Source organism: Micromonospora sp. NPDC047756, from assembly GCF_055587245.1.
Window position 1 is genome coordinate 176,477 of sequence record NZ_JBVJGQ010000011.1, and the last position, 19,900, is coordinate 196,376.

The window sequence follows — 19,900 nt, forward strand, 5'->3', positions numbered from 1 at the left end:
CGCTCGGACGCCCGGCCGGCAGCGCGGAGAACCCTCAGCGGGCCAGGACGGTGGCGACCGCGGCGATCAACCCGTCCACGGTGCGGCTCGGCGCGAACCGGACGTCCGTCCAGGTGCGCCCCCGGTGCAGCCAGACGCTGGGCAGCCCGACGGCGGCGGCCCCGCCGATGTCCGCCTCCGGGCTGTCGCCGATCACCCACGCCCCGCGTAGCGGCATCCGGACCCGCTGGGCGGCGAGCGCGAAGATCCTCGGGTTGGGCTTGCTGACGCCGGCCTCCTCGGAAATCACCCAGTCCGCGACGTACTGGTCCAGCCCGGTCTGGCGAATCTTGGCGTCCTCGACGCGTACCGTGCCGTTGCAGACCACCACCGGCACCCAGCCGGCGTCGTCGGCGATCCGCAGCGCGCAGGCGGTCAGCGGGTCGAGCCGGGTCTGCGCCACCACCCCGTCGTGCAGCTCCTCGACCAGGTCGATCGAGGGAATCCGCAGCTCGTAACGGTCCCGGATGGCGTCGGCGAGGTCCCAGCGGTCGGTCAGACCGTCGGCGTCGATCGAGATCAGCCAGTCGATGTCGGTGTGGGGCGCGCCGATGCTGTCCAGGAAGCGCTCACCCCAGCGGCGGAACGGCCCGGCCCGATCCAGCAGGGTGTTGTCCAGGTCCAGCAGGAGCAGTGGCACTCGGGCACCCTACGGGACCGACGTGTCCGCCAACAGATGCGGCGGGTATCGAGCTGACGGCGGGCTCAGCCCGGCATCGACAGCCGCGCGCCGCCCTGGTCCGGCAGTCGATCGAGAAGCATCGAGTGGGCCGTCCGGGTGGCCGCGAGCACCGCGGGGTCCAGCGTCGCCACGAAGACCGCCGTGCCGTCGTCCGTCCCGCGAGCCAGCACCCGCCCCTCGGGGTCGTAGATGGCCGCACCGCCGTTGAACCGCCACGGATCGACTCCCCCGACCGCGTTGGCGAAGACCACGAACATCGTGTTGTCCAGGGCACGTGCGGCGTAGTAGAGGTCCCGGCGGTGCTCGGAGCCGGCCAGGTATCCGCTGGGGCACAGGTAGGCGTGCGCGCCGTCGAGGGCGGCGGCGCGGCCGTGCTCGGGGAAACAGCCGTCGTAGCAGATGCCGAGCCCGAGCCGCCAGTCGTCGACGAGCAGCGTGGCACCCCGGTCGCCCGGGCTGAACAGCTCCCGCTCGTCGCCCCACAACTGCTGTTTGTCGTACCCGACGCGCACCTCGCCGGTCCGGTCGACCACCAGCGCCGCGATGGTCCGCCGGCCGTCGGGGTGCCGGACGGCCGCGCCGACCACCGCGGTGACGCCGGCCTCGCGCGCCGCGACGCGCAGCGGGTCGAGCCGGGGATCCGCGACCATCCCGGCCGGGTCGGCCGCGACGTCCGTGTCGGCCGGGTCGGCGGCGAGAACGGGCGGGTGGTACGCGCAGAGGAACAGCTCCGGCAGGACGACCACCCGGGCGCCCCGCTCGCCGGCCTGGCGGACCAGGTCCGCGGCGACGACCGTGTTGCCGGCGACGTCGCCCGGTGTGGGGGTGGCCTGCACGGTGGCCACTGTCAGCGGGGAGTTGGGCACGGTGTGGGGCTGGGTCACCGGGCGATGGTAGTCGGCCACGTCCCAAGCCGTACGTACGGTTTGCGTGCCCACCGGTGACCTGCAACGATCGGCCTGTGCCCAGAGTAAGCCAGGACCAGCTCGATGCGCGGCGGCAGGAGATCCTCGCCGCAGCCCGGGCGTGTTTCGCCCGGCTCGGCTACGAGGGGGCGACCGTACGCCGCCTCGAGGAGGCCACCGGCCTGTCCCGTGGCGCGATCTTCCACCACTTCCGCGACAAGGACTCGCTCTTCCTGGCCGTCGCCGAGGACGACGCCGCGGTCATGGTCGAGACGGTGGCCCGCAACGGCCTGGTGCAGGTGATGCGCGATCTGCTCGCCCGCGCCGTCTCGCCGGACACCACCGGCTGGTTGGGCAGCCAACTGGAGGTCTCCCGTCGGCTGCGCACCGACCCGGCGTTCGCCAAGCGCTGGGCGGAGCGCTCCGCCGCGATCGCGGAGGCGACCCGGGACCGGCTGGCCCGCCAGCGCGACGCCGGGGTGCTGCGCGAGGACGTCCCGATCGACGTGCTGGCCCAGTTCCTGGAGCTGGCCTACGACGGCCTGGTGCTGCACCTGGCCATGGGCCGACCGGCCGGCGACCTGGGCCCGGTGCTCGACCTCGTCGAAGAGGCGGTCCGCCGGCACTGACCGCGCGCACACCGGTCTGTCGACCGTGGCGAGGCTGCTCCACAATGGGGCCGCCGATCCCTCCGGTGACAGGAGCAGTCGATGATCGTTTACGCCGCGTCCGGCGACACCTGGGGCATCTCCGGCCCGACCTTCCTGCGCTACTACATCGCCGCAGCCGTTCTGGTGGTGGCGATCGTGGCGTACCAGCGGTTGCGTCTGGCGGTCGGGTCGAGCGCCGCCACGACCGCCGATCCCCTCGGACCACAGCAGGTCGCCTACCTCAACGGTGGCCCTCAGCTCGCGGTGCACGCGTCGCTCGGCGGGCTGCGCGGCAGCGGCGCGGTCGGCGTACGACCGGACCGTCGACTGACCACCGTCGGCACCGCACCGGCCGGGCTCACCCCACTGGACCAGGCCATCCACTGGGCCGCCCATCAGCACTCGCGGGTCCGGGATCTGCCCCGGGACGAGCGCGTCAGCGTCGCGCTGCACCAGATCCGCAACGGCCTGGAGCAGCGCGGACTGCTGACCGACGACGCGCAGCGCGCGCGGGCCCGCTTCTGGGCCACGCTCCTGATCGCCCTGCTGGGTCTCGGTGTGCTCCGGTTGGTCTCCGGCCTGTTCAGCGGCCGCCCGGTCGGCTACCTGTCGCTGACCCTGGTCGCTCTGCTGGTCGTCACGCTGGTGCTGCGGCGGGTTCCGATGCTCACCCGGGCCGGTCGGGCCGCCCTGCGCTCGGTCCGCCGCCAGCACACCCACCTCGCCCCCGCCTCCGCGCCGGCCTACGCCACCTACGGAGCGGCCGGCGCGGCGATGGGCGTGGCCCTGTACGGCACCGCCTCGCTCTGGGCGCTCGACCCGGGCTTCGCCGAGCAGGCCGAGATCCAGCGCCAGGCCGCCGCCGGTAGCGGCTGGAGCGGTGGCGGCGACGGGTCGTCGGGCGGTGGTGACAGCTCGGGCTCGGACGGCGGCAGCTCCTGCGGCGGCGGAGGCGGGTGCGGAGGCGGGGGGTGCGGCGGATGACCGGCCCGTCCGGCGTCGGCATCGGCTGGCGGCCGGAGATTGCCGGTTTCGTGGCCGAACTGCCCGGCCTGCGCTTCGTGGAGGTGGTGGCCGAGGGAGTGCCCGCCTCCGGGCCGCTCCCGCCCGGCCTGGCCCAGCTGCGGGACCGCGCGGTGACCGTCGTACCCCACGGGGTGCGGCTCTCTCTCGGCGGCGCCGAGCCGGTCGACCCGGCCCGGGTCGCGCACCTGGCCACGGTGGCGCACCGCCTGGACGCCCCGCTGGTCAGCGAGCACATCGCGTTCGTCCGGGCCGGCGGCCTGGAGGCCGGTCACCTGCTGCCGCTGCCGCGCAGCCGGGAGGCCGTCGACGCGGTCTGCGCCAACGTCGCGCGGGCCCAGGCCGAGCTTCCGGTGCCGATCGCGCTGGAACCGATCGCCGCGCTCGTCGACTGGCCCGACGACGAGCTGACCGAGGCGGACTTCCTCACCGAGATCCTCGACCGGACCGGCGCACTGCTGCTGCTGGACGTGGCGAACGTGCACGCCAACGCCCGCAACCGCGGCACCGACCCGCTGGCGTTGCTGGACCGCCTGCCGCTGGAGCGGGTCGCGTACGCCCACGTGGCCGGCGGCGCGGAGCACGGCGGTTTCTACCACGACACCCACACCGACCCGGTGCCGACGGCGGTGCTGGAGCTTCTCGGTGCGCTCTGCGCCCGACGGCGACCGCCGGCCCTGCTGCTGGAGCGCGACGGCCACTATCCGCCGGCCGTCGAACTCCGCGCCGAACTGGACGCCCTGGCCGCCGCCGCGGGCTTCCCGGCCGTGACATGACGGGCACACCCGAGGATGCCAGCGCGCCGACGCACCGCGCGGGCCTGGCCGAACGGCAGGCCGAACTGGTCGCGGCGCTGGTCGCCGGGGGTGAGCCACCGGCGGGGTTCGCGCCGGGCCCGCTGGCCGCCACCCGCGCGGCCCTGCTGCGCAAACGGGCCGGCGAGGTGGCCCGGCACTGGCCGCTGCTCGCCGCCGGTCTCGGTGCGCGCTGGTCGACCACCTTCGCCGAGTGGGCGGCCCGGCGACCCACCGCCGGATCGCTGCGCGACGGGTGGGACCTGGCCCGGGCGCTGCGCGCCCAGCAGACGCTCCCCCCGGCCGCCGCCGAGGAGTTGGCCGTCCGGGAGGCACGCCTGCGCTACGACGAGCTTCGAGCGCCGCGCCCACGCCGGGCGCCAGCGGTAGGCCGCGCCGGCGGTGCCGTCGCGGTGCAGATCGCCGGCCGGGTACGCCTGCTGCGACCCGCTTCACGGCTGTCCACCCGTGCTGGCGACGGTATGGCGGATGCGGCAGGATCGCAGTTATGGATCTCGGACTGACCGACCGCGTGTACGTCCTCACCGGCGCCTCCCGCGGTCTGGGTTACGCGACCGCACAGAGCCTGGTCGCCGACGGTGCGCGGGTCGTGCTCTCGGCCCGCGACCCGGACGCGGTGGCCGCCGCGGCGCAGCAACTGGGCGGCCCGGAGCACGCCATCGGGCTCACCGCGGACCTGACCGACCCGGAGACCCCGGGGCAGCTCGTCGCCGCCGCCCAGGAGCACTTCGGCCGGCTCGACGGCGCGCTGATCTCGGTCGGCGGCCCACCTGCGGGCAACGCCGCGGCGATCAGCGACGAGCAGTGGCGGCTCTCCTTCGAGACCGTCTTCCTCGGCAGCATCCGCGCGGTCCGCACGATCGCCGCCGCACTGCCGGAGGGCGGCGCGATCGGGCTGGTGCTCTCCACCTCGGCGCGTGGCCCGGTCCCCGGTCTCGGCATCTCCAACGGTCTGCGGCCCGGCCTGGTCGGGGCCGCCAAGGACATCGCCGACGACTACGGGCCCCGGGGAGTCCGGGTGGTCGGTTTGCTGCCCGGCCGGATCATGACCGACCGCAACCGGGAGCTGTTCGCCGCGACCGGCGACCCGGAGCGGGCCCGCGCCGAGGCGGAGGCCGGCATCCCGCTGCGCCGCCTGGGCGACCCGAGTGAGTTCGGCCGGGTGGCCGCATTCGTGCTCTCCCCCGCCGCGAGCTACCTCACCGGGATCACCCTGCCGGTCGACGGCGGCGCGCTGCGCGGGCTGTGACACCCGAGTCGGTCGAGGCGCGGCGTTCCGGCCCGGCCCGGCCGACCCGCGCGGACCTCGCGGCGGCCACCGACCGGACGATTCCCGACGTCCTCGCCCCCGGCCTGGCGGTGCTCTTCGTCGGCATCAACCCGGGACTGTGGTCGGCGGCGACGGGCTGGCACTTCGCCCGCCCCGGCAACCGGTTCTGGCCGGCGCTGCACCAGGGCGGGTTCACCCCCCGGCTGCTGCACCCCAGCGAACAGGACCAACTGCCCGCGCTCGGGCTCGGCATCACGAACATGGCCGCCCGGGCCAGTGCCCGCGCGGACGAGCTGAGCACCAAGGAACTCCTCGACGGCGCGGCGACCCTGACCGACAAGGTAGCCCGGTACCGGCCGCGCTGGGTGGCGGTGGTGGGGGTGACCGCGTACCGGATCGGTTTCCAGCGGCCGAAGGCCGCCTTCGGGCCGCAACCGGAGCCGCTGGCCGACGCGCGGCTGTGGGTGCTACCCAACCCCAGCGGCCTGAACGCGCACTTCACCCCGGTCACCCTGGGCCTGGCGTTCGCCGAGTTGCGGGTGGCGACGGAACTGCCGGACCAGCGCCCGACGACCACCTGACCGCGCGGCCGGTCAGGTGTCGCAGCGACCGACGGCGGGTGCGACGTCGCACGGCGCGGGGGCGCGGTGCTCCGCATGCACCCGCTCACCACGCGGCAGCCCGGTCACCGATGTCGGCCCGCCGCGACCGGCGAGTCAGGTGATCAGCGCGGTGTGCAGCCGACGGGCCTCGGTCCCCAACCGGCTCGTGCCCCCGCGCGCCACCACGTCGGCCAGCCCCGGCACCTCGATGCGGACACCTGTCGCGCCGGCCGTCTCGGCGGCCAGGGCGAGCAGGTCGGGCGTGCCGCGGGGCGGGGCCGACCCGGCCAGCAGCGGCGGCAGCGCGGCGGCGAGAAGCCGCCACACACTGAGCCGGGCACCGGCCGCGACCGCGTCCCGCAGCGGCGTCACCGCCCGGCTCAGCGTCACCTGGTCGTCTGCCGCCAGCGCGCCCAACCGCCCGCCGACGCCCGGGGCGTCCAGCTCGCCGGCCGCCGCCACGATCAGGAGGGCGTCGAGGGCGGCGACCCGGTCCACCTCGTGTCGCGCGCACAGCCCGTACGCCAGCGCCAGGTCGAACGCCGGCCCGCCGACGCCACCGCCGTCGGCGAGCTGCGGCAGGATCGCGACGGGCCCTTCGGCGTCCTCCTGGGCGGCGCTGGCGACAGCGGGCAGCAGCCGAGCGGCGACCACGCCCCGGTGCCCCGGCAGCAGCGCCGGCCACAGGTCGCTCCAGTCGGCGGGGCCCTGCCCGACCGCGGGAGCCGGCACGGTGAGCAGGCCGAGCGGGTCCGCCACACCCTCGGGCGCGGCGGTGGTGACGAGCGTGCGCCGCGCGGGCAGGCGGTCGTAGCTGAAGTCGTACCTGCCGTTGCGCTCACGCCTGCCGACCACGACGACCTGCTGCACCGGCCCCGGTAGGGCGGCCCCGCGCAGCCATCCGGCCAGTTCGTCGCCGGCAGCGGTGCCGAGCGCCGCGGCCCGGGTCGCCAGCGCGTCGTCCACACCGGCGGGCAGCCGTAGCAGCGCCTGGGTGAGATCCCAGCGCCACGCCGGCCGGTCGCCGAGCGCGACCAGCCGTTCGTAGAGCGCGGCCGGGTCGACGCGGCCGGTGGTGGACGTCGGGGCGGCCAACAGCCCGGGGTCGTCCGAGCTGTCCAGACGCTGCCCGATCTCCGCGAGCCGGGAACAGTAGACCTGGGTGAGCGGCGAGTGCGTGGACGGGCCGGCGCTCGGGCGACGGCGCAGGAGGCGCTGCGACCAGGTCCTGCGCTGGCCGAGGATGCCGGACCACTGCTCGCGCTGAACGTGAGCCCCCGCCGGATCGGCGGCGGCCAACAGAAGGCCGTTCAGCTGGGCCCGCAGGTTGAACGCGGCCCAACCGCCGTGGTGCCTCCGGACCTCCGCGCGTCGGAGCACCGGCGACAGGGCAGCGGCCAACCGGTCCCGGTCCGTGCTGGCCAACCGGACCAGCCCGTCGAGGACCCGCTCCAGCACCAGGGCGGGCCAGTGCCGACCGAGCAGCCCGGAGATCTCCTCCGCCAACTCGTCGACGTCGGTGATCGGCGGCGGCGCCAACGCGGGCGGCACCGGCGGCGGCAACTCGTCGTCGGCCACCGGCGCGGCGACCGTGGCGACCGGCCGATGGCCGTGCCGCTGTGCCAGTGCCGCCGCGCGGTCCCGCAGATCGGCGGAGGGTTGGCCGACACCCGACGCCAGAACCTCGGCGATGTCGGCCGACCGATCGGGTCTCTGCCGGGCCAGTCGGTCCAACCAGGACAACTGCGCCCGCACCAACGCCTTCTCCGGTCGACCCAGCACGACCCGCGCGGTGTCGAGCACCGAGTCGAGGTCCAGGTCGCCGCCCGCGTCCCGCAACGCCCGCTGAGCCGGACCGGCCACCGGCCCCGGCGCGTCGGCCAGCAACCGCAGGTACGCGCTCGCCCGCGCCGCGACCTCGGCCGGCGTGGGTGCCAGCAGGTCGTGCAGGGCGAGGAACGGACGCAGCGCGCCCGGCCGATCGCCGCGCAGCAGGCGGCCAAGCACCCCGTCGAGCACCGTCGACCGGTCGAGCCGCCCCTCGGTCGCCAGCGCGGCCAACGCCGGAGGCACTCCCTGCCCGGCGCCGTTCGACGTCAGGTCGAGGCCGATCCCGTCGACCTCGAACAGCCGGGGTAGCAACGTGTCCAGGAACGGGTCGGCGCGAAGCTTGTCGACGAGGGACCGTGGTCGGCTCTCGGATCGCGCCACCCACAGCGAGTGCGCCCAACCCGCGACGAAGGCGTCTCCCGTGGGCGGCGGGGCCTTCTCGGCCAGCAGCAACCCGGCGATGACATCCCATTCCTCCCACGAACGGCTGCGGGGCATCCGCTCAGCCAGCCGGTACGCCACCTCGGCCAACCAGGGCACGCCCCGCAGGCGGGCCGCCTCGATCACCGGCCGCGGGTCGACGTTGCCCAGCTCCACCGACCGCCGCCCGAGCAGGGCCGAGGTCTTGCTGGCGGTGCTCAACGTGCCCACCGCGGCCACCGCCAGGGCGGTCGCCTGCCTGTCCCCCCACCAGGTGTCCCGCCGACTTCGCACATGGGCCGTCAGCTCCTGGCCGAGCGCCTGTCGGGCCGGCTCGTCCAGCGTGCTCAACAACGCACCGACGGCGGACACGTCGCCGATGCTCACACACCTCAGGAAGTGCGTCACCGCTCTGCCTCCGCGGCGCGCCCGTTCGCGGCCCGGCCCAGGGCCCGCCGCACCCTCGCGTCGCTCGCCAGCAGGGCGGTCGGCAGGAGGTTCCGGTGTGTCTGCACGGCGCACACCGTAGAGCAACCGACTGACATGCCCCCGGGAGCGAGTCCGCGCCCGGGTTCAGTTGGCGGCGGCCGGTGGCAGCACCTCGTCGGCGCGGTAGGTGCCCAGCGGCATGACCACCGGCTCGGGACCGGTCGCGTCGACGAACGGGGTGGGCGAGTCGGCGACCGCGAACTGGGTGCGGTACAGCTCGGCGTAGAGCCCACCGACGGCCACCAACTCGTCGTGCCGTCCCCGCTCGACGATCCGTCCGTCGTCCAGGACGAGGATCTGGTCGGCGTCTCGCACCGTGGAGAGCCGGTGTGCGATCACCAGCGCGGTCCGCCCGGCCAGCGCCACCGACAGCGCCCGCTGCACCGCCGCCTCGCTCTCCGAGTCGAGGTGAGCGGTCGCCTCGTCGAGGATCACGATCGACGGTGCCTTGAGCAGCAGCCGCGCTATCGCGATGCGCTGCTTCTCGCCGCCGGAGAACCGGTAGCCGCGTTCCCCCACCGTGGTGTCCAGACCGTCGGGCAGCGCCCGAACCAGATCGGCCACCTGCGCCCCGGCCAGGGCGGCCCAGATCTCGTCGTCGGTGGCGTCCGGCTTGGCGTAGCGCAGATTCTCGGCGATCGTCTCGTGGAACAGGTGCGAATCCTGAGTGACCACACCGATCTCGTCGCGCAGGGAGGCGAGCGTCGCGTCGCGTACGTCCACCCCGCCGACGAGCACCTGCCCGTCGCTGACGTCGTAGATCCGGGAGATGAGCATCGACAGCGTCGACTTGCCCGCCCCGGACGGGCCGACCAGCGCGACCATCTGCCCCGGCTCGACGCTGAACGAGACCCCCTTGAGCACCGGTTCGTTGACGGTCCGGTCGAGGGTGGCGACCTCCTCCAGGGAGGCGAGGGAGATCTCGGCGGCGCTCGGGTAGCGGAAACGCACGTCGCGGAAGTCGACCCGGCCGGCGCCCAGGGGCACCGGCACCGCGTCGGGCTTCTCCACGATGCCCGGCTTGAGGTCGAGCACCTCGAAGACCCGGTCGAAGGAGACCAGCGCGCTCATCACGTCCACCCGGACGTTGGAGAGCGCGGTGAGCGGCCCGTACAGACGGGTGAGCAGCAGCGCGAGCGTCACCACGGTGCCGGCGCTGACCCCGCCGGTCACCGCGAGCCAGCCGCCGAGACCGTAGGTCAGCGCCTGCGCCAGCGAGGCGACCAGCAGCATCGCCACGAAGAAGGTGCGGGAATACATGGCGGACTGGATGCCGATGTCGCGGACCCGCTCGGCCCGGTCGCCGAACCGGCGGGCCTCGATCTCGGGCTGGCCGAAGAGCTTCACCAGCAGCGCGCCGGCCACCCCGAACCGCTCGGTCATCGTCGCGTTCATCTTGGCGTCGAGGTTGTACGCCTCGCGGGTGATCTCGGCCAGTCGCTTGCCGACCCGGCGGGCCGGAATGATGAAGATCGGTAGCAGCACCAGTGACAGCGCGGTGATCTGCCAGGAGAGGGTGAACATCACCGCCGCGGTGAGGACCAGCTGGATGACGTTGCTGACCACACCGGACAGGGTGGAGGTGAACGCCCGCTGGGCGCCGAGCACGTCGTTGTTGAGCCTGCTGACCAGGGCGCCGGTCTGGGTGCGGGTGAAGAACTGCAACGGCATCCGCTGCACGTGGTCGTAGACCCGGGTGCGCAGGTTGAAGATGATGCCCTCGCCGATGCGGGCGGAATACCACCGCTGGGCCAGCGACAGCAGCGCGTCGGCGACCGCGAGCGCGGCGATGAACAGGGCCAGCCGCACCACGAGCTGCCCGGCCTCGGTGCCGCCCCGGTTGATCGCGTTGATCACGTCGCCGGCGAGCACCGGGGTGGCCACGCCGATGATGGCGGCCAACACCACGGTGGCCAGGAAGACGACGATGTCGCGCCGGTAGGGGTGGGCGAAGGCGACGATGCGGCGGGCCACCCCGCGCTTGAGCCGGTGGGTGGAGACCTCGTCGCGGTTGCGCATCGACCGGAGCATGCTCCACCCGGCCATGCCACCGCCGGACATCGGGTTGGACATCGCTCACCTCCGGGTTGCCGGGCGGACCGCACCGTCAGGTCAATTCTCCCGACGAGTGTGACAACCTCGGTCGTAACCCGGATCTTCCCGTGCGGTCCTTACCTATTCTCCCCTGCCGGCGAGGTCACGCAGCCGACGGGTCTGCGCCTCCCGCTCGGCGCGCTGCTGGTCGGCGTGCGACCGCCCGGCGGCCCCGGCGAGCAGCGCCTTGATCTCGACCACCGCGTCGCGAGCCCCGGAGAGCAGGCCGGCGGTCAGGTCCCGCACCGCGCCGTCCAACTCGGCCGGGGGTACGACCAGGGTGGCCAGCCCGATCCGGTCCGCCTCGGCGGCGTCCAACCGGCGGCCGGTCGCACAGATCTCCAACGCCCGCGAGTAGCCGACCAGCTCGACGAGGCGTTTCGTCCCGGCCAGATCCGGCACCAGGCCGAGGGTCACCTCGGCCATCGACAACTTCGCGTCCGCGGACAGCACTCGCAGGTCACAGGCGAGCGCGAGCTGAAAGCCAGCACCGATCGCGTGGCCCTGCACGGCCGCGACAGAGACGACGTCCGGCCGGTGCAGCCAGGTGAAGCCGGCCTGGAACTCCGCGATGCGCTCGGCGCACTCCTGCTCGGGCAGCGTGGCCAGCTCGGCGAACGACCCCGGACCGGAGGCGCCCGCCACCGCGAGATCGAGGCCGGCGGAGAACGCGCGACCCTCGCCGCGGACCACCACCACCCGCACATCGCCGGGCAGGTCGCGGGAGAAGTCGCTCATCGCTCGCCACATCGCGGGCGTCTGGGCATTGAGCACGTCGGGCCGGCACAACGTCACCGTGGCGACCGGCCCGTCGCAAGTCAGCCGAACCCCGGTCGCCTCGGCGGTCACCGGGCTTCCCGGGGCGCGGCGCTGGTGGACGACGCTGAGGGGCGGGTCACGCCTTCTTGCGGCGTCGGGCGCCACCGCGCTGACGCAGCTGCACGCCGGACTCGGTGAGCACTCGGTGGATGAACCCGTAGGAACGGCCGGTCGAGGCCGCCAACGCGCGGATGCTCTCCCCCGAGGTGTACCGCTTTACCAGGTCCTTGGCGAGCGTCTGACGCTCGGCTCCGACGATCCGGCGACCCTTCTCAGTGCTGGTGGCTGTGCCAGTGGCTGCCATGCTGTGTCCTCACGTCCCAGACTGTGCGGTTCGGATACGGTCCCACCTATTAGACCGCCTCGAACGATCATGCGCCAGATATCAACTCTTCGCCAACCGACACGCTATGCAATGTCAGCTTCCCGATAGAGTGATCCTGGCGATGCGGCCCGCCGCGGCGTCCGGGCGTACCACCCGCCGGCGCTGGCTGCTGCCGGCAAGCCGTAACCTGCCGTCGTGATCGACCTGCTCAGCACGGCGGCCGGAGCGGCACTGGTCTTCGCCGCGACCGACATCGACGACATCGTCATCCTGACCCTGTTCTTCGTCGCGGCCCGCACCACCGGTCGGCCCCGCCCGTGGCAGATTGTCGCCGGCCAATACGTCGGTATCGGTGCGCTCGCGCTGGCGAGCGCGGTGGTGGCGGCCGGGCTGCTCGTGGTGCCGGACCCGTGGACGGGGCTTCTCGGCCTGTTACCGATCGCGCTCGGCGTACGCGCGCTGCGTCGCTCCGACGAGGACGAGACCCCCACTCTCGTCACCGGAGCGCTCGGCGTGGCCGGCGTGACGATCGCGAACGGCGCCGACAACGTGGCCGTCTACGTACCCGTCTTCCGCGCTCTCGGCCCCGCCGACAGCGCGGTGTTCCTCCTGATCTTCGTGCTGCTCATCGCGCTGTGGTGTGCCGTCGGCGCGTGGCTGGGAGGGCACCCGCGGGTGGTCCGGCTGGTCGAACGCGCCGGCCACTGGCTGGTGCCGACGATCTTCATCGGCATCGGCGTGGTGATCCTGGTCAGCTCCGGCGTCGTCGGCCGGCTGGTCGACCTGCTCGGCTGAGGGCCGGCCGGGAGCCTGATCAGGCCAGTTCGACAAGTTCGAGCAGGTCGTCGCTCCAGGCGTCCTCGTCGCCGTCGGGCAGCAGGATGGCCCGGTCCGGCTTGAGCGCCAGCACCGCACCCGGGTCGTGGGTGACCAGGACGATCGCGCCGGGATAGTTGGCGATGGCGTCGAGGACCTGCTCCCGGCTGACCGGGTCGAGGTTGTTCGTCGGCTCGTCGAGCAACAGCACGTTGGCGCCGGAACAGACCAGGGTGGACAGCGCCAGCCGGGTCTTCTCGCCGCCGGAGAGCACCCCGGCCGGCTTGTTCACGTCGTCACCGGAGAACAGGAACGCACCGAGGATCTTGCGCAGGTCGGTGTCGGACTGTTCGACGGCGGCGGCGCGCATGTTCTCCAGGACCGTCCGCTCCACGTCCAGCGTCTCGTGCTCCTGGGCGTAGTAGCCCAGCCGCAGGCCGTGCCCCGCGTGCACCTCGCCGGTGTCCGGGCTGAGCAGCCCGCCGAGCATCCGCAGCAGGGTCGTCTTGCCCGCGCCGTTGAGCCCGAGGATGGCCACCCGGGAGCCCCGGTCCACCGCGACGTTGACGTCGGTGAAAATCTCCAGCGATCCGTACGACTTGGAGAGGCCGGTCGCGGTGAGCGGGGTCTTGCCGCACGGCGCGGGACTGGGGAAGCGCACCTTGGCTACCCGGTCGGCGACCCGCACCTCCTCCAGGCCGGAGATCAGCTTCTCGGCACGGCGGGCCATGTTCTGCGCGGCCACCGTCTTGGTGGCCTTGGCCCGCATCTTGTCGGCCTGCGCCATCAGCGCGCCGGCCTTCTTCTCCGCGTTGGCCCGCTCCCGGCGGCGGCGCCGCTCGTCGGTCTCGCGCGCCTCCAGGTACGCCTTCCAGCCCAGGTTGTAGACGTCGATGACCGACCGGGTGGCGTCGAGGAACCAGACCTTGTTGACCACCGACTCCAGCAGCGCGCCGTCGTGGGAGATCACGATCAGGCCGCCCTTGTGGTTGGCGAGGAAGCCCCGCAGCCAGGTGATCGAGTCGGCGTCGAGGTGGTTGGTGGGCTCGTCGAGCAGCAGGATGCCGCCGCCGTTCTCGCCCGCGTCACGGAACAGGATCCGGGCCAGCTCGATGCGGCGGCGCTGGCCACCCGAGAGGGTGCCGATGGTCTGCGCGAGTGCCCGGTCCGGTAGGCCGAGGTTGGCGCAGATCCGGGCGGCCTCGGCCTCTGCCGCGTACCCGCCGAGGGCGGCGAACTGGTCCTCCAGCGCGCCGTAGCGTCGGACCAGCTTGTCGTCGGCGTCCTCGGCGAGGCGCGCCTCGATCTCCTGCATCTGGGCCATCAGCACGTCCAGACCGCGCGCGGAGAGCACCCGGTCGCGGCCGGTGACCTCCAGGTCACCGGTGCGCGGGTCCTGCGGCAGGTAACCGATGGCGCTGCGCTGGTCGATCTGGCCGCCGTACGGCTGCCCCTCGCCGGCGAGCACCTTCAGCGTGGTGGTCTTGCCGGCGCCGTTGCGACCGACCAGGCCGATCCGGTCACCGGGCTGCACGCGCAGGGTGGTGTCGGACAGCAGGATCCGGGAACCGGCACGCAGTTCCAGGCCGGTGGCAGTGATCATGTTTGCGGGGCTCGCTCTCGGGGTTCGGAAGGCTGACTCGGGGCACGCGAAACGGCCGGCGGGCTCAGGGCCCGACGGCGCGGGGCGGTTCAGCCTTCGCAGCGCAGCACCTGACAAGTGTACCGGGCCCCGCCGGAGCGTCGGCCCGGATTACCAACCAAGATCATCGGGTACCGGAACGCCTGTCCGGACCCCGTCCGGCACTCGATGGACGAAACGACACACAAAAGACACTCACCGGCATACGGCGATCGGGGTCACCATGGAACTCAACGAGCGGGCCGAAATCGACACCTCGCAGGTCAACGACGTGGGCCGCGGTGGCGGAGGCGGCTTCGGCATCCCGATCCCCGGAGGCGGCGGTCGGGGCGGCATCATCGGCATCGTGGTGGCGGTGCTCGTCGCGCTGCTCGGCGGCGGCTTCGGTCTCAACGCCATGACGAACGGCGACGAGGGCGGTCAGGCCGGCGGCACCGATCTGGAGCAGCTGTGCTCCCGCGACAACCCCGAGCGTCTCGACGACGCGCGCTGCCGCAACGCGATCTACGTCAACAGCATCCAGGCCTACTGGCAGAAGGCGTACCCGGAGCTGGGCAAGGGAGAGTACGAGCAGACCGACACCAACTTCTTCCAGGCCGCCGTCAACACCGGCTGCGGCCAGGCCGACTCGGGCGTCGGCCCGTTCTACTGCCCCGCCGACAAGCAGGTCTACATCGACCTGAGCTTCTACGACGAGCTGGCGTCCCGGTTCGGGGCGAAGGGCGAGTTCGCCCAGCCGTACGTGCTCGCCCACGAGTACGGACACCACGTCCAGAACCTCCTCGGCACCAACGCCAAGGCCGGCCAGGGCGACCAGAGCGGCCCCCAGTCCGCCTCCGTACGACTGGAGTTGCAGGCCGACTGCTACGCCGGCGCCTGGGCCAAGCACGCCACCGAGAGCAAGGACAAGACCGGCCAGGAACCGCTGTTCAAGTCCATCACCCAGACCGACATCAGCGAGGCGGTGCAGGCCGCCGAGGCGATCGGCGACGACAGCATCCAGGAGCGCTCCGGCGGGCGGGTCAACCCTGACCAGTTCACCCACGGCACGTCCGAGCAGCGCAAGCGTTGGTTCACCCAGGGCTACGACCGCGGCGACCCGAAGACCTGCGACACCTTCGGCACCGACCAGCTCTGACAACCGCTCCGATATCGTGGCAGGCCCGTCGGCGGGCCTGCCACGATCGTCATTCCGGCCGACGCTCCGGGCTCAGGTGAGCCGCGAGACCTGGTAGTGGCCGATGAGCCAGTCGCCGTCGACCCGCCGCAGGAGCACGCCGAGGTTGACGGTCAGCGCCGGCCGGTCGGTGAAGCCGAACTCCACCTCCAGGTAGCCGAGCACCACGTCGTCAGCGAGACGGCGGATCTCCCGGATGTCGTACGCGGCGGTCAGGCCGAGCGGCTGCCCGGCGTAGTACGCGGCGACGCCGGCACGACCGACCGTGTACGGCTGCAACCCCTGAAAGATCGCGTCGTCGGTGAAACAGGCCGCGACCCGATCGGGCTGGTGGGCGTCGACAGCCGATTTCCACTGGTCGAGGACGGTACGCAGAATCTGAGCGTCGGACATGGTGATCTCCCTGCTGACGGACGTGTCCCCTGGCGTGCCTGTCGAAGCGGCGTACCCTCGCCGGCTCAGCGCGGCGGCTGACCCGGGTCGTTCGGGTGTGGCGTCAACGGCGTCACGGTCTCGCGCCGCCAGGCGCGCAGCGGCATCGACGCGAGCACGGCCTCCAGCTCATCGGCGTCGTCGGCCTGGAACAGCCCCCACGTCCGCCACTCCCCCGGTGCCAGCGGCGGCCGCCACAGCCGCAGGAGACTGCCCTGAGCCGTCAGCTCGGCCGAACGCGCCGCCTCGCGCGCACGCATGTCGGCGACGCCGTCCTCCGACGTGCCGTCGGGCACCGTCGTCACCATGTCAACCAGAAACTCCACGCGCCCATCCTCCAACCGCCGGCCGGACAGCACGGCGCGAACCCCGTATCGGGTGGCGACCGTCTCCCCTCCGGCGCCGCCCGCGCGGGCCTCCGACGCTGCGGGTGCAGGGCTCCGACGCCGCCCGCGCGGGCCTCCGACGCTGCGGGTGCAGGGCTCCGACGCCGCCCGCGCGGGCCTCCGACGCTGCGGGTGCAGGGCTCCGGCGCCGCCCGCGCGGGCCTCCGACGCTGCGGGTGCAGGCCTCCGAGCACGCCGGCGCAAGCCTCCGACCACGCCGGCGCAGGCCGAGGTCAGTCGGGGTCGCGCACCAGGATCCGTACCCCCCGGGCCGCACCCACCGCCGCGACCAGCACCGCGTGCCGGGGCTCCGGCACGTCGAGCAGCCGCTCCGCCCGCAACGGCACGAGGGGGGCCAACCGCCGGTCGGTCAGCACCCCGTCCACCGCCCGCCGGTCACCGCCGCAGACCAGCGCGGCGAGCGTCGCCACCTCCGGCAACAGCAGCCGTACGGCCAGGTCCGCCGCGTCGCCCAGCGCCGCCTTCGCCTGGTTGTCACGCCGGCGAGCGAACCGGTGCTGCGACCAACCCCCCGCGGCGGTGCGCCCCTGCACGTAGCGGGTGTCCACCTTGGAGACGACGAGGTCGCTACCCTCGGCCACCCCGAGCGCCACCGCGCCCTTGCGGGCCAGCAGCAGGCCGATCCGGCGGGGCGTGACAGCGGAGGCCACGAACCCGGCCACGTCCGCGCCGCCCGGCGCACCCGGCGGGGCGTGCAGCTCGGCGGTCGCCCCGTCCGGGGCGGCGAGCAGTAGGCCGTACTCCATCGCGCTGGTGCTCGGCGGGCCGTGCCGGTCGGCGAAGCCCTCGACCCAGCGGCCGACGCGGGCCGGATCGACCTCGACCCACCGGCCTCCGCCGGCTGCGGGTCGACTGGTCATCGCCCGACCGTACGGCACAGCGAACCCATCCGGCCCCCCGGGCGGGCCGTGTGCCCGGCCAGGGGGCACACCCGACGACACGCCGACCCGGCGCGGTCGGGCGCGGTCGGGGTGGCTGAGCCGCCGGTGAACCTGGTCCGGCTCGGTCTGACCCGCCACCTCCTGCGGGGCCGACCGCCGCGTCGGATGGTCGCCGTGGGCGTTCAGCCTGGCAGTAGCGCGGCCACCGCCAACGCGGCGATGAGCGCGCTGGAGACCAGGCCGGTCACCAGCCGGCCACGCGGCCCGGTCAGCGCCCGACCGACCACGGTGCCACCGCCGGCGATGACCAGTTGCCAGCTCGCCGACGCCAGGAACACCCCGGCCACGAAGAGCACCACCGGGAGCATGCCCGAGTCGGCCGTGTCCCCGCGACCGAGCACCAGGGCGGTGAAGTAGAGCACCGTCATCGGGTTCAGCAGAGTCAACCCGAGCAGCGCCGCGTAGGCCCGCCCCGGAGTGCTCATACCCCCGCCGTCGCGTGCCGTCGGCGGTCGCTGCGAGCGGTGCGCGGACCAGGTCCGCCACAGGCCGTGCCCGGCGAGGCCGAGCAGCACCAGGGCGGCGACCACCCGCAGAGGCCCGGCGACCGGCGCGATGATCCCGGCCAGGCCCGCGCCGCCGAGCACGGCCACCACCGCGTAGAGCCCATCGGCCGTCGCCACCGCGAGCGCTGCGGCCGCACCCACCCGAAACGACGTACGGGCACTGAGCCCCAGGATCAGAATCGCGATCGCCCCAACGGGAATGGCGACGCCGTATCCGGCCACGAGACCGGCGAGGAACGCGCCGCTCACGACGGCGGGCGCGGGATCGAGGCGGGCCGGCGCGGGCTGCGCTGTCGACGCACGGCAGTGGCCGCACGGACAGGAACCTGCTTCGGGTACGCCTCAGTCACACGCGCATCCTCCGCGCCGACCCCGCGCCCCGCCACCGATTTCCGCCGCGCCCCGCGCCCCGCGCCCCGCGCCCCGCGCCCCGCGCCCCGCGCCCCGCGCCCCGCGCCCCGCGCCCCGCGCCCCGCGCCCCGCGCCCAAGATCCTCACAACATCTCCGATGCTGCTGCCTCCGACACGCCCGGAGACACCAACATCCCTGATCCTGCGCGGATCTTGACGACAGGCACGCCACCAAGATGTGCTCGAACCAGGATGTAGTGGCCTCGGTGACGTACCGAGGCCACTACATCGAGGATCGAGCGCGATCTTGGCGTTTGGGATCGGCCGAGGGAGCAGAGCCGAACCTCAGGCGGTCAGTCGGGGGTCGCGACCGAGGTAGGCGAGCAGGGCGGCGACCTCGTCGGCCTGCGGAGCGGAGTCGATCGCCGGGGCGTACGCGCCGTAGGCCCGTAGCGGCTCGACGATCTGTCGGGCCACCACCAGCAGGGGGCGGGCCAGTTCGGCGCCGAGCGGGGACGGCTGGCCGGTGGCCACCGCGATGTCCCAGGCGTGCACTGCGGCGTCCAGGGCGCACGCTACGGCGCCGACGTCGGCCGGCAGCTTGCCCTGAGGCAGCGGCGTGGGCACCTCCGGGTCGTCGTCGGCGACGCCCTTCCAGGCCCGGGCGGACGCGTCGAGCGCGGCGTGCAGGCCGGCGAGCTTGTCACCGTCGACCCGGCCGGAGGGGGCGAACGGGTCCTCCGCTGGCCCCGGCCCGCCGTCGATCGCCGCCGCGAAGGCGAGCTGGTCACCGACCGCGTGCTGAAGCACCTGGGTGACGTTCCATCGCGCGCACGGGGTGGGCCGCTCCCAGGCGTCGGCCGGAACTCCCTCGACTGCCGTCCGAAGCGCGGCGTGCGCCTCTTCGAGCACGGTCCGCCACTGCCCCGCCACCATCTCGCTCATCGCCCTGCCCTCTCCGCCGGCTTCCAGCGCGCTGACCCGCCCGCTGTCGGATCGGAATATTCCGCTCCGCTTGATGGGTTCAGCTTATCAGACCGGAACGATCCGTTCCACTACTTTCGGGCTGGCCTGGAAACGCGTCGAGCGCGGCACCCGGACGGGTACCGCGCTCGACGAAGTGGGTTCGGATCAGACGTTGAAGCCGAGAGAGCGAAGCTGGTCCCGACCCTCGTCAGTGATCTTGTCCGGCCCCCACGGCGGGAGCCACACCCAGTTGATCCGGATGTCGTTGACCAGGCCGCCACCGGGGCCGGTGGTCAGCGCCTGCCGGGTCTGGTCCTCGATGACGTCGGTCAGCGGGCAGGCCGCCGAGGTGAGCGTCATGTCCAGGGTGGCGACGTTCTCGTCATCGACGTGGACGCCGTACACGAGGCCGAGGTCGACCACGTTGATGCCGAGCTCCGGGTCGACGACGTCCTTCATCGCCTCCTCGATGTCGGCGATCATGGCCTTGCTGACGCCGCCCGCAGGAGCGGCGGCGTCACCGGTGCCATCGGTCGTCGAGGCGTCGGTCTGCGGCACCACCGTGGTGTCACCGGCCTCCGGCGTCGCCTCAGTAGCGGTGTTCTCGCTCATGCCGTCCCTCCGCTTCGCTGCGTGACGCCATGAGGCACCAACGCGCTGAACCACTGATTCGCTCGCTGACGCTCGCTCATGCCGTCC

The 19,900-nt window shown here is 73.4% G+C and carries 21 protein-coding genes; 8 read left to right on the forward strand and 13 right to left on the reverse strand.

The window, feature by feature from the left end; genetic code table 11:
* Nucleotides 1-34 precede the first annotated feature (34 nt).
* Both ACZ6NZ_RS31655 and ACZ6NZ_RS31660 read right to left on the reverse strand, forming a co-directional pair.
* The gene (locus tag ACZ6NZ_RS31655) at nucleotides 35-679 is read right to left on the reverse strand and encodes an HAD family hydrolase (RefSeq protein WP_238681707.1); all 645 of its coding nucleotides are present in this window, start codon (nucleotides 677-679) and stop codon (nucleotides 35-37) included.
* A gap of 65 nt (nucleotides 680-744) precedes the next feature.
* A complete protein-coding gene (locus ACZ6NZ_RS31660; protein ID WP_465861514.1) occupies nucleotides 745-1,605 on the reverse strand; it encodes a carbon-nitrogen hydrolase family protein in 861 nt (286 codons plus the stop codon).
* Nucleotides 1,606-1,682: 77 nt separating this feature from the next.
* On the opposite strand from ACZ6NZ_RS31660, the gene ACZ6NZ_RS31665 reads away from it, so the two are divergent.
* The 6 genes from ACZ6NZ_RS31665 (at nucleotide 1,683) to mug (ending at nucleotide 5,965) form a co-directional block, all read left to right on the forward strand.
* Entirely contained in the window at nucleotides 1,683-2,255 is a 573-nt protein-coding gene (locus ACZ6NZ_RS31665) for a TetR/AcrR family transcriptional regulator (protein ID WP_355009969.1), read from the forward strand.
* An 81-nt stretch (nucleotides 2,256-2,336) separates the two neighbouring features.
* Nucleotides 2,337-3,260: a TIGR04222 domain-containing membrane protein gene (locus ACZ6NZ_RS31670; protein ID WP_465861515.1), complete on the forward strand. Its 924-nt coding sequence runs from the start codon at nucleotides 2,337-2,339 to the stop codon at nucleotides 3,258-3,260.
* Entirely contained in the window at nucleotides 3,257-4,075 is an 819-nt protein-coding gene (locus ACZ6NZ_RS31675) for an MbnB/TglH/ChrH family RiPP precursor modification enzyme (protein WP_465861517.1), read from the forward strand. The genes ACZ6NZ_RS31670 and ACZ6NZ_RS31675 overlap by 4 nt, the downstream gene beginning before the upstream one ends.
* Nucleotides 4,072-4,617: an SCO6045 C-terminal-like domain-containing protein gene (locus ACZ6NZ_RS31680; RefSeq protein ID WP_465861518.1), complete on the forward strand. Its 546-nt coding sequence runs from the start codon at nucleotides 4,072-4,074 to the stop codon at nucleotides 4,615-4,617. Before ACZ6NZ_RS31675 ends, ACZ6NZ_RS31680 begins: the two co-directional genes overlap by 4 nt.
* Nucleotides 4,602-5,363: an SDR family oxidoreductase gene (locus ACZ6NZ_RS31685; RefSeq protein WP_465861519.1), complete on the forward strand. Its 762-nt coding sequence runs from the start codon at nucleotides 4,602-4,604 to the stop codon at nucleotides 5,361-5,363. The genes ACZ6NZ_RS31680 and ACZ6NZ_RS31685 overlap by 16 nt, the downstream gene beginning before the upstream one ends.
* Nucleotides 5,360-5,965 carry a G/U mismatch-specific DNA glycosylase gene (mug, locus tag ACZ6NZ_RS31690; RefSeq protein WP_465861520.1) on the forward strand — a complete coding sequence of 202 codons (606 nt, stop codon included), beginning with the start codon at nucleotides 5,360-5,362 and terminating at the stop codon, nucleotides 5,963-5,965. The genes ACZ6NZ_RS31685 and mug overlap by 4 nt, the downstream gene beginning before the upstream one ends.
* A 135-nt stretch (nucleotides 5,966-6,100) precedes the next feature.
* Here the strand turns inward: mug and ACZ6NZ_RS31695 are convergent, their stop codons facing one another.
* The 4 genes from ACZ6NZ_RS31695 to ACZ6NZ_RS31710 form a co-directional block, all read right to left on the reverse strand.
* Nucleotides 6,101-8,608, reverse strand: coding sequence for a hypothetical protein (locus ACZ6NZ_RS31695; RefSeq protein WP_465861521.1), 2,508 nt, complete (start codon nucleotides 8,606-8,608; stop codon nucleotides 6,101-6,103).
* Between the two features lie 201 nt (nucleotides 8,609-8,809).
* On the reverse strand, nucleotides 8,810-10,786 hold the full coding sequence (locus ACZ6NZ_RS31700; protein WP_366613215.1) for an ABC transporter ATP-binding protein: 1,977 nt from the start codon (nucleotides 10,784-10,786) through the stop codon (nucleotides 8,810-8,812).
* A 114-nt stretch (nucleotides 10,787-10,900) separates the two neighbouring features.
* Nucleotides 10,901-11,668, reverse strand: a complete 768-nt coding sequence (locus ACZ6NZ_RS31705; protein ID WP_366340860.1) for an enoyl-CoA hydratase/isomerase family protein — start codon at nucleotides 11,666-11,668, stop codon at nucleotides 10,901-10,903.
* 46 nt (nucleotides 11,669-11,714) lie between these two features.
* Nucleotides 11,715-11,942, reverse strand: coding sequence for a helix-turn-helix domain-containing protein (locus ACZ6NZ_RS31710; protein WP_007462679.1), 228 nt, complete (start codon nucleotides 11,940-11,942; stop codon nucleotides 11,715-11,717).
* 216 nt (nucleotides 11,943-12,158) lie between these two features.
* Between ACZ6NZ_RS31710 and ACZ6NZ_RS31715 the strand changes: the two genes are divergently transcribed.
* Entirely contained in the window at nucleotides 12,159-12,758 is a 600-nt protein-coding gene (locus tag ACZ6NZ_RS31715) for a cadmium resistance transporter (RefSeq protein ID WP_465861523.1), read from the forward strand.
* 19 nt (nucleotides 12,759-12,777) lie between these two features.
* Here ACZ6NZ_RS31715 and ACZ6NZ_RS31720 read toward each other — a convergent pair whose 3' ends face one another.
* The gene (locus tag ACZ6NZ_RS31720; protein WP_366613200.1) at nucleotides 12,778-14,382 is read right to left on the reverse strand and encodes an ABC-F family ATP-binding cassette domain-containing protein; all 1,605 of its coding nucleotides are present in this window, start codon (nucleotides 14,380-14,382) and stop codon (nucleotides 12,778-12,780) included.
* A 262-nt stretch (nucleotides 14,383-14,644) separates the two neighbouring features.
* On the opposite strand from ACZ6NZ_RS31720, the gene ypfJ reads away from it, so the two are divergent.
* On the forward strand, nucleotides 14,645-15,559 hold the full coding sequence (ypfJ, locus tag ACZ6NZ_RS31725) for a KPN_02809 family neutral zinc metallopeptidase (RefSeq protein WP_465861524.1): 915 nt from the start codon (nucleotides 14,645-14,647) through the stop codon (nucleotides 15,557-15,559).
* Nucleotides 15,560-15,631: 72 nt separating this feature from the next.
* On the opposite strand, the gene ACZ6NZ_RS31730 is transcribed toward ypfJ, so the two are convergent.
* The 6 genes from ACZ6NZ_RS31730 to ACZ6NZ_RS31755 form a co-directional block, all read right to left on the reverse strand.
* Nucleotides 15,632-15,991, reverse strand: coding sequence for a YybH family protein (locus ACZ6NZ_RS31730; RefSeq protein ID WP_465861526.1), 360 nt, complete (start codon nucleotides 15,989-15,991; stop codon nucleotides 15,632-15,634).
* A gap of 65 nt (nucleotides 15,992-16,056) precedes the next feature.
* The gene (locus ACZ6NZ_RS31735) at nucleotides 16,057-16,356 is read right to left on the reverse strand and encodes a muconolactone Delta-isomerase family protein (RefSeq protein ID WP_465861527.1); all 300 of its coding nucleotides are present in this window, start codon (nucleotides 16,354-16,356) and stop codon (nucleotides 16,057-16,059) included.
* 293 nt (nucleotides 16,357-16,649) lie between these two features.
* Entirely contained in the window at nucleotides 16,650-17,297 is a 648-nt protein-coding gene (locus ACZ6NZ_RS31740; protein ID WP_465861528.1) for an acVLRF1 family peptidyl-tRNA hydrolase, read from the reverse strand.
* 203 nt (nucleotides 17,298-17,500) lie between these two features.
* A complete protein-coding gene (locus ACZ6NZ_RS31745; RefSeq protein WP_465861529.1) occupies nucleotides 17,501-18,133 on the reverse strand; it encodes a LysE family transporter in 633 nt (210 codons plus the stop codon).
* A gap of 447 nt (nucleotides 18,134-18,580) precedes the next feature.
* Nucleotides 18,581-19,180, reverse strand: coding sequence for a TIGR03086 family metal-binding protein (locus ACZ6NZ_RS31750; RefSeq protein ID WP_465861530.1), 600 nt, complete (start codon nucleotides 19,178-19,180; stop codon nucleotides 18,581-18,583).
* A gap of 186 nt (nucleotides 19,181-19,366) precedes the next feature.
* Nucleotides 19,367-19,813, reverse strand: a complete 447-nt coding sequence (locus ACZ6NZ_RS31755; protein WP_366613493.1) for a metal-sulfur cluster assembly factor — start codon at nucleotides 19,811-19,813, stop codon at nucleotides 19,367-19,369.
* Nucleotides 19,814-19,900: the final 87 nt, after the last annotated feature.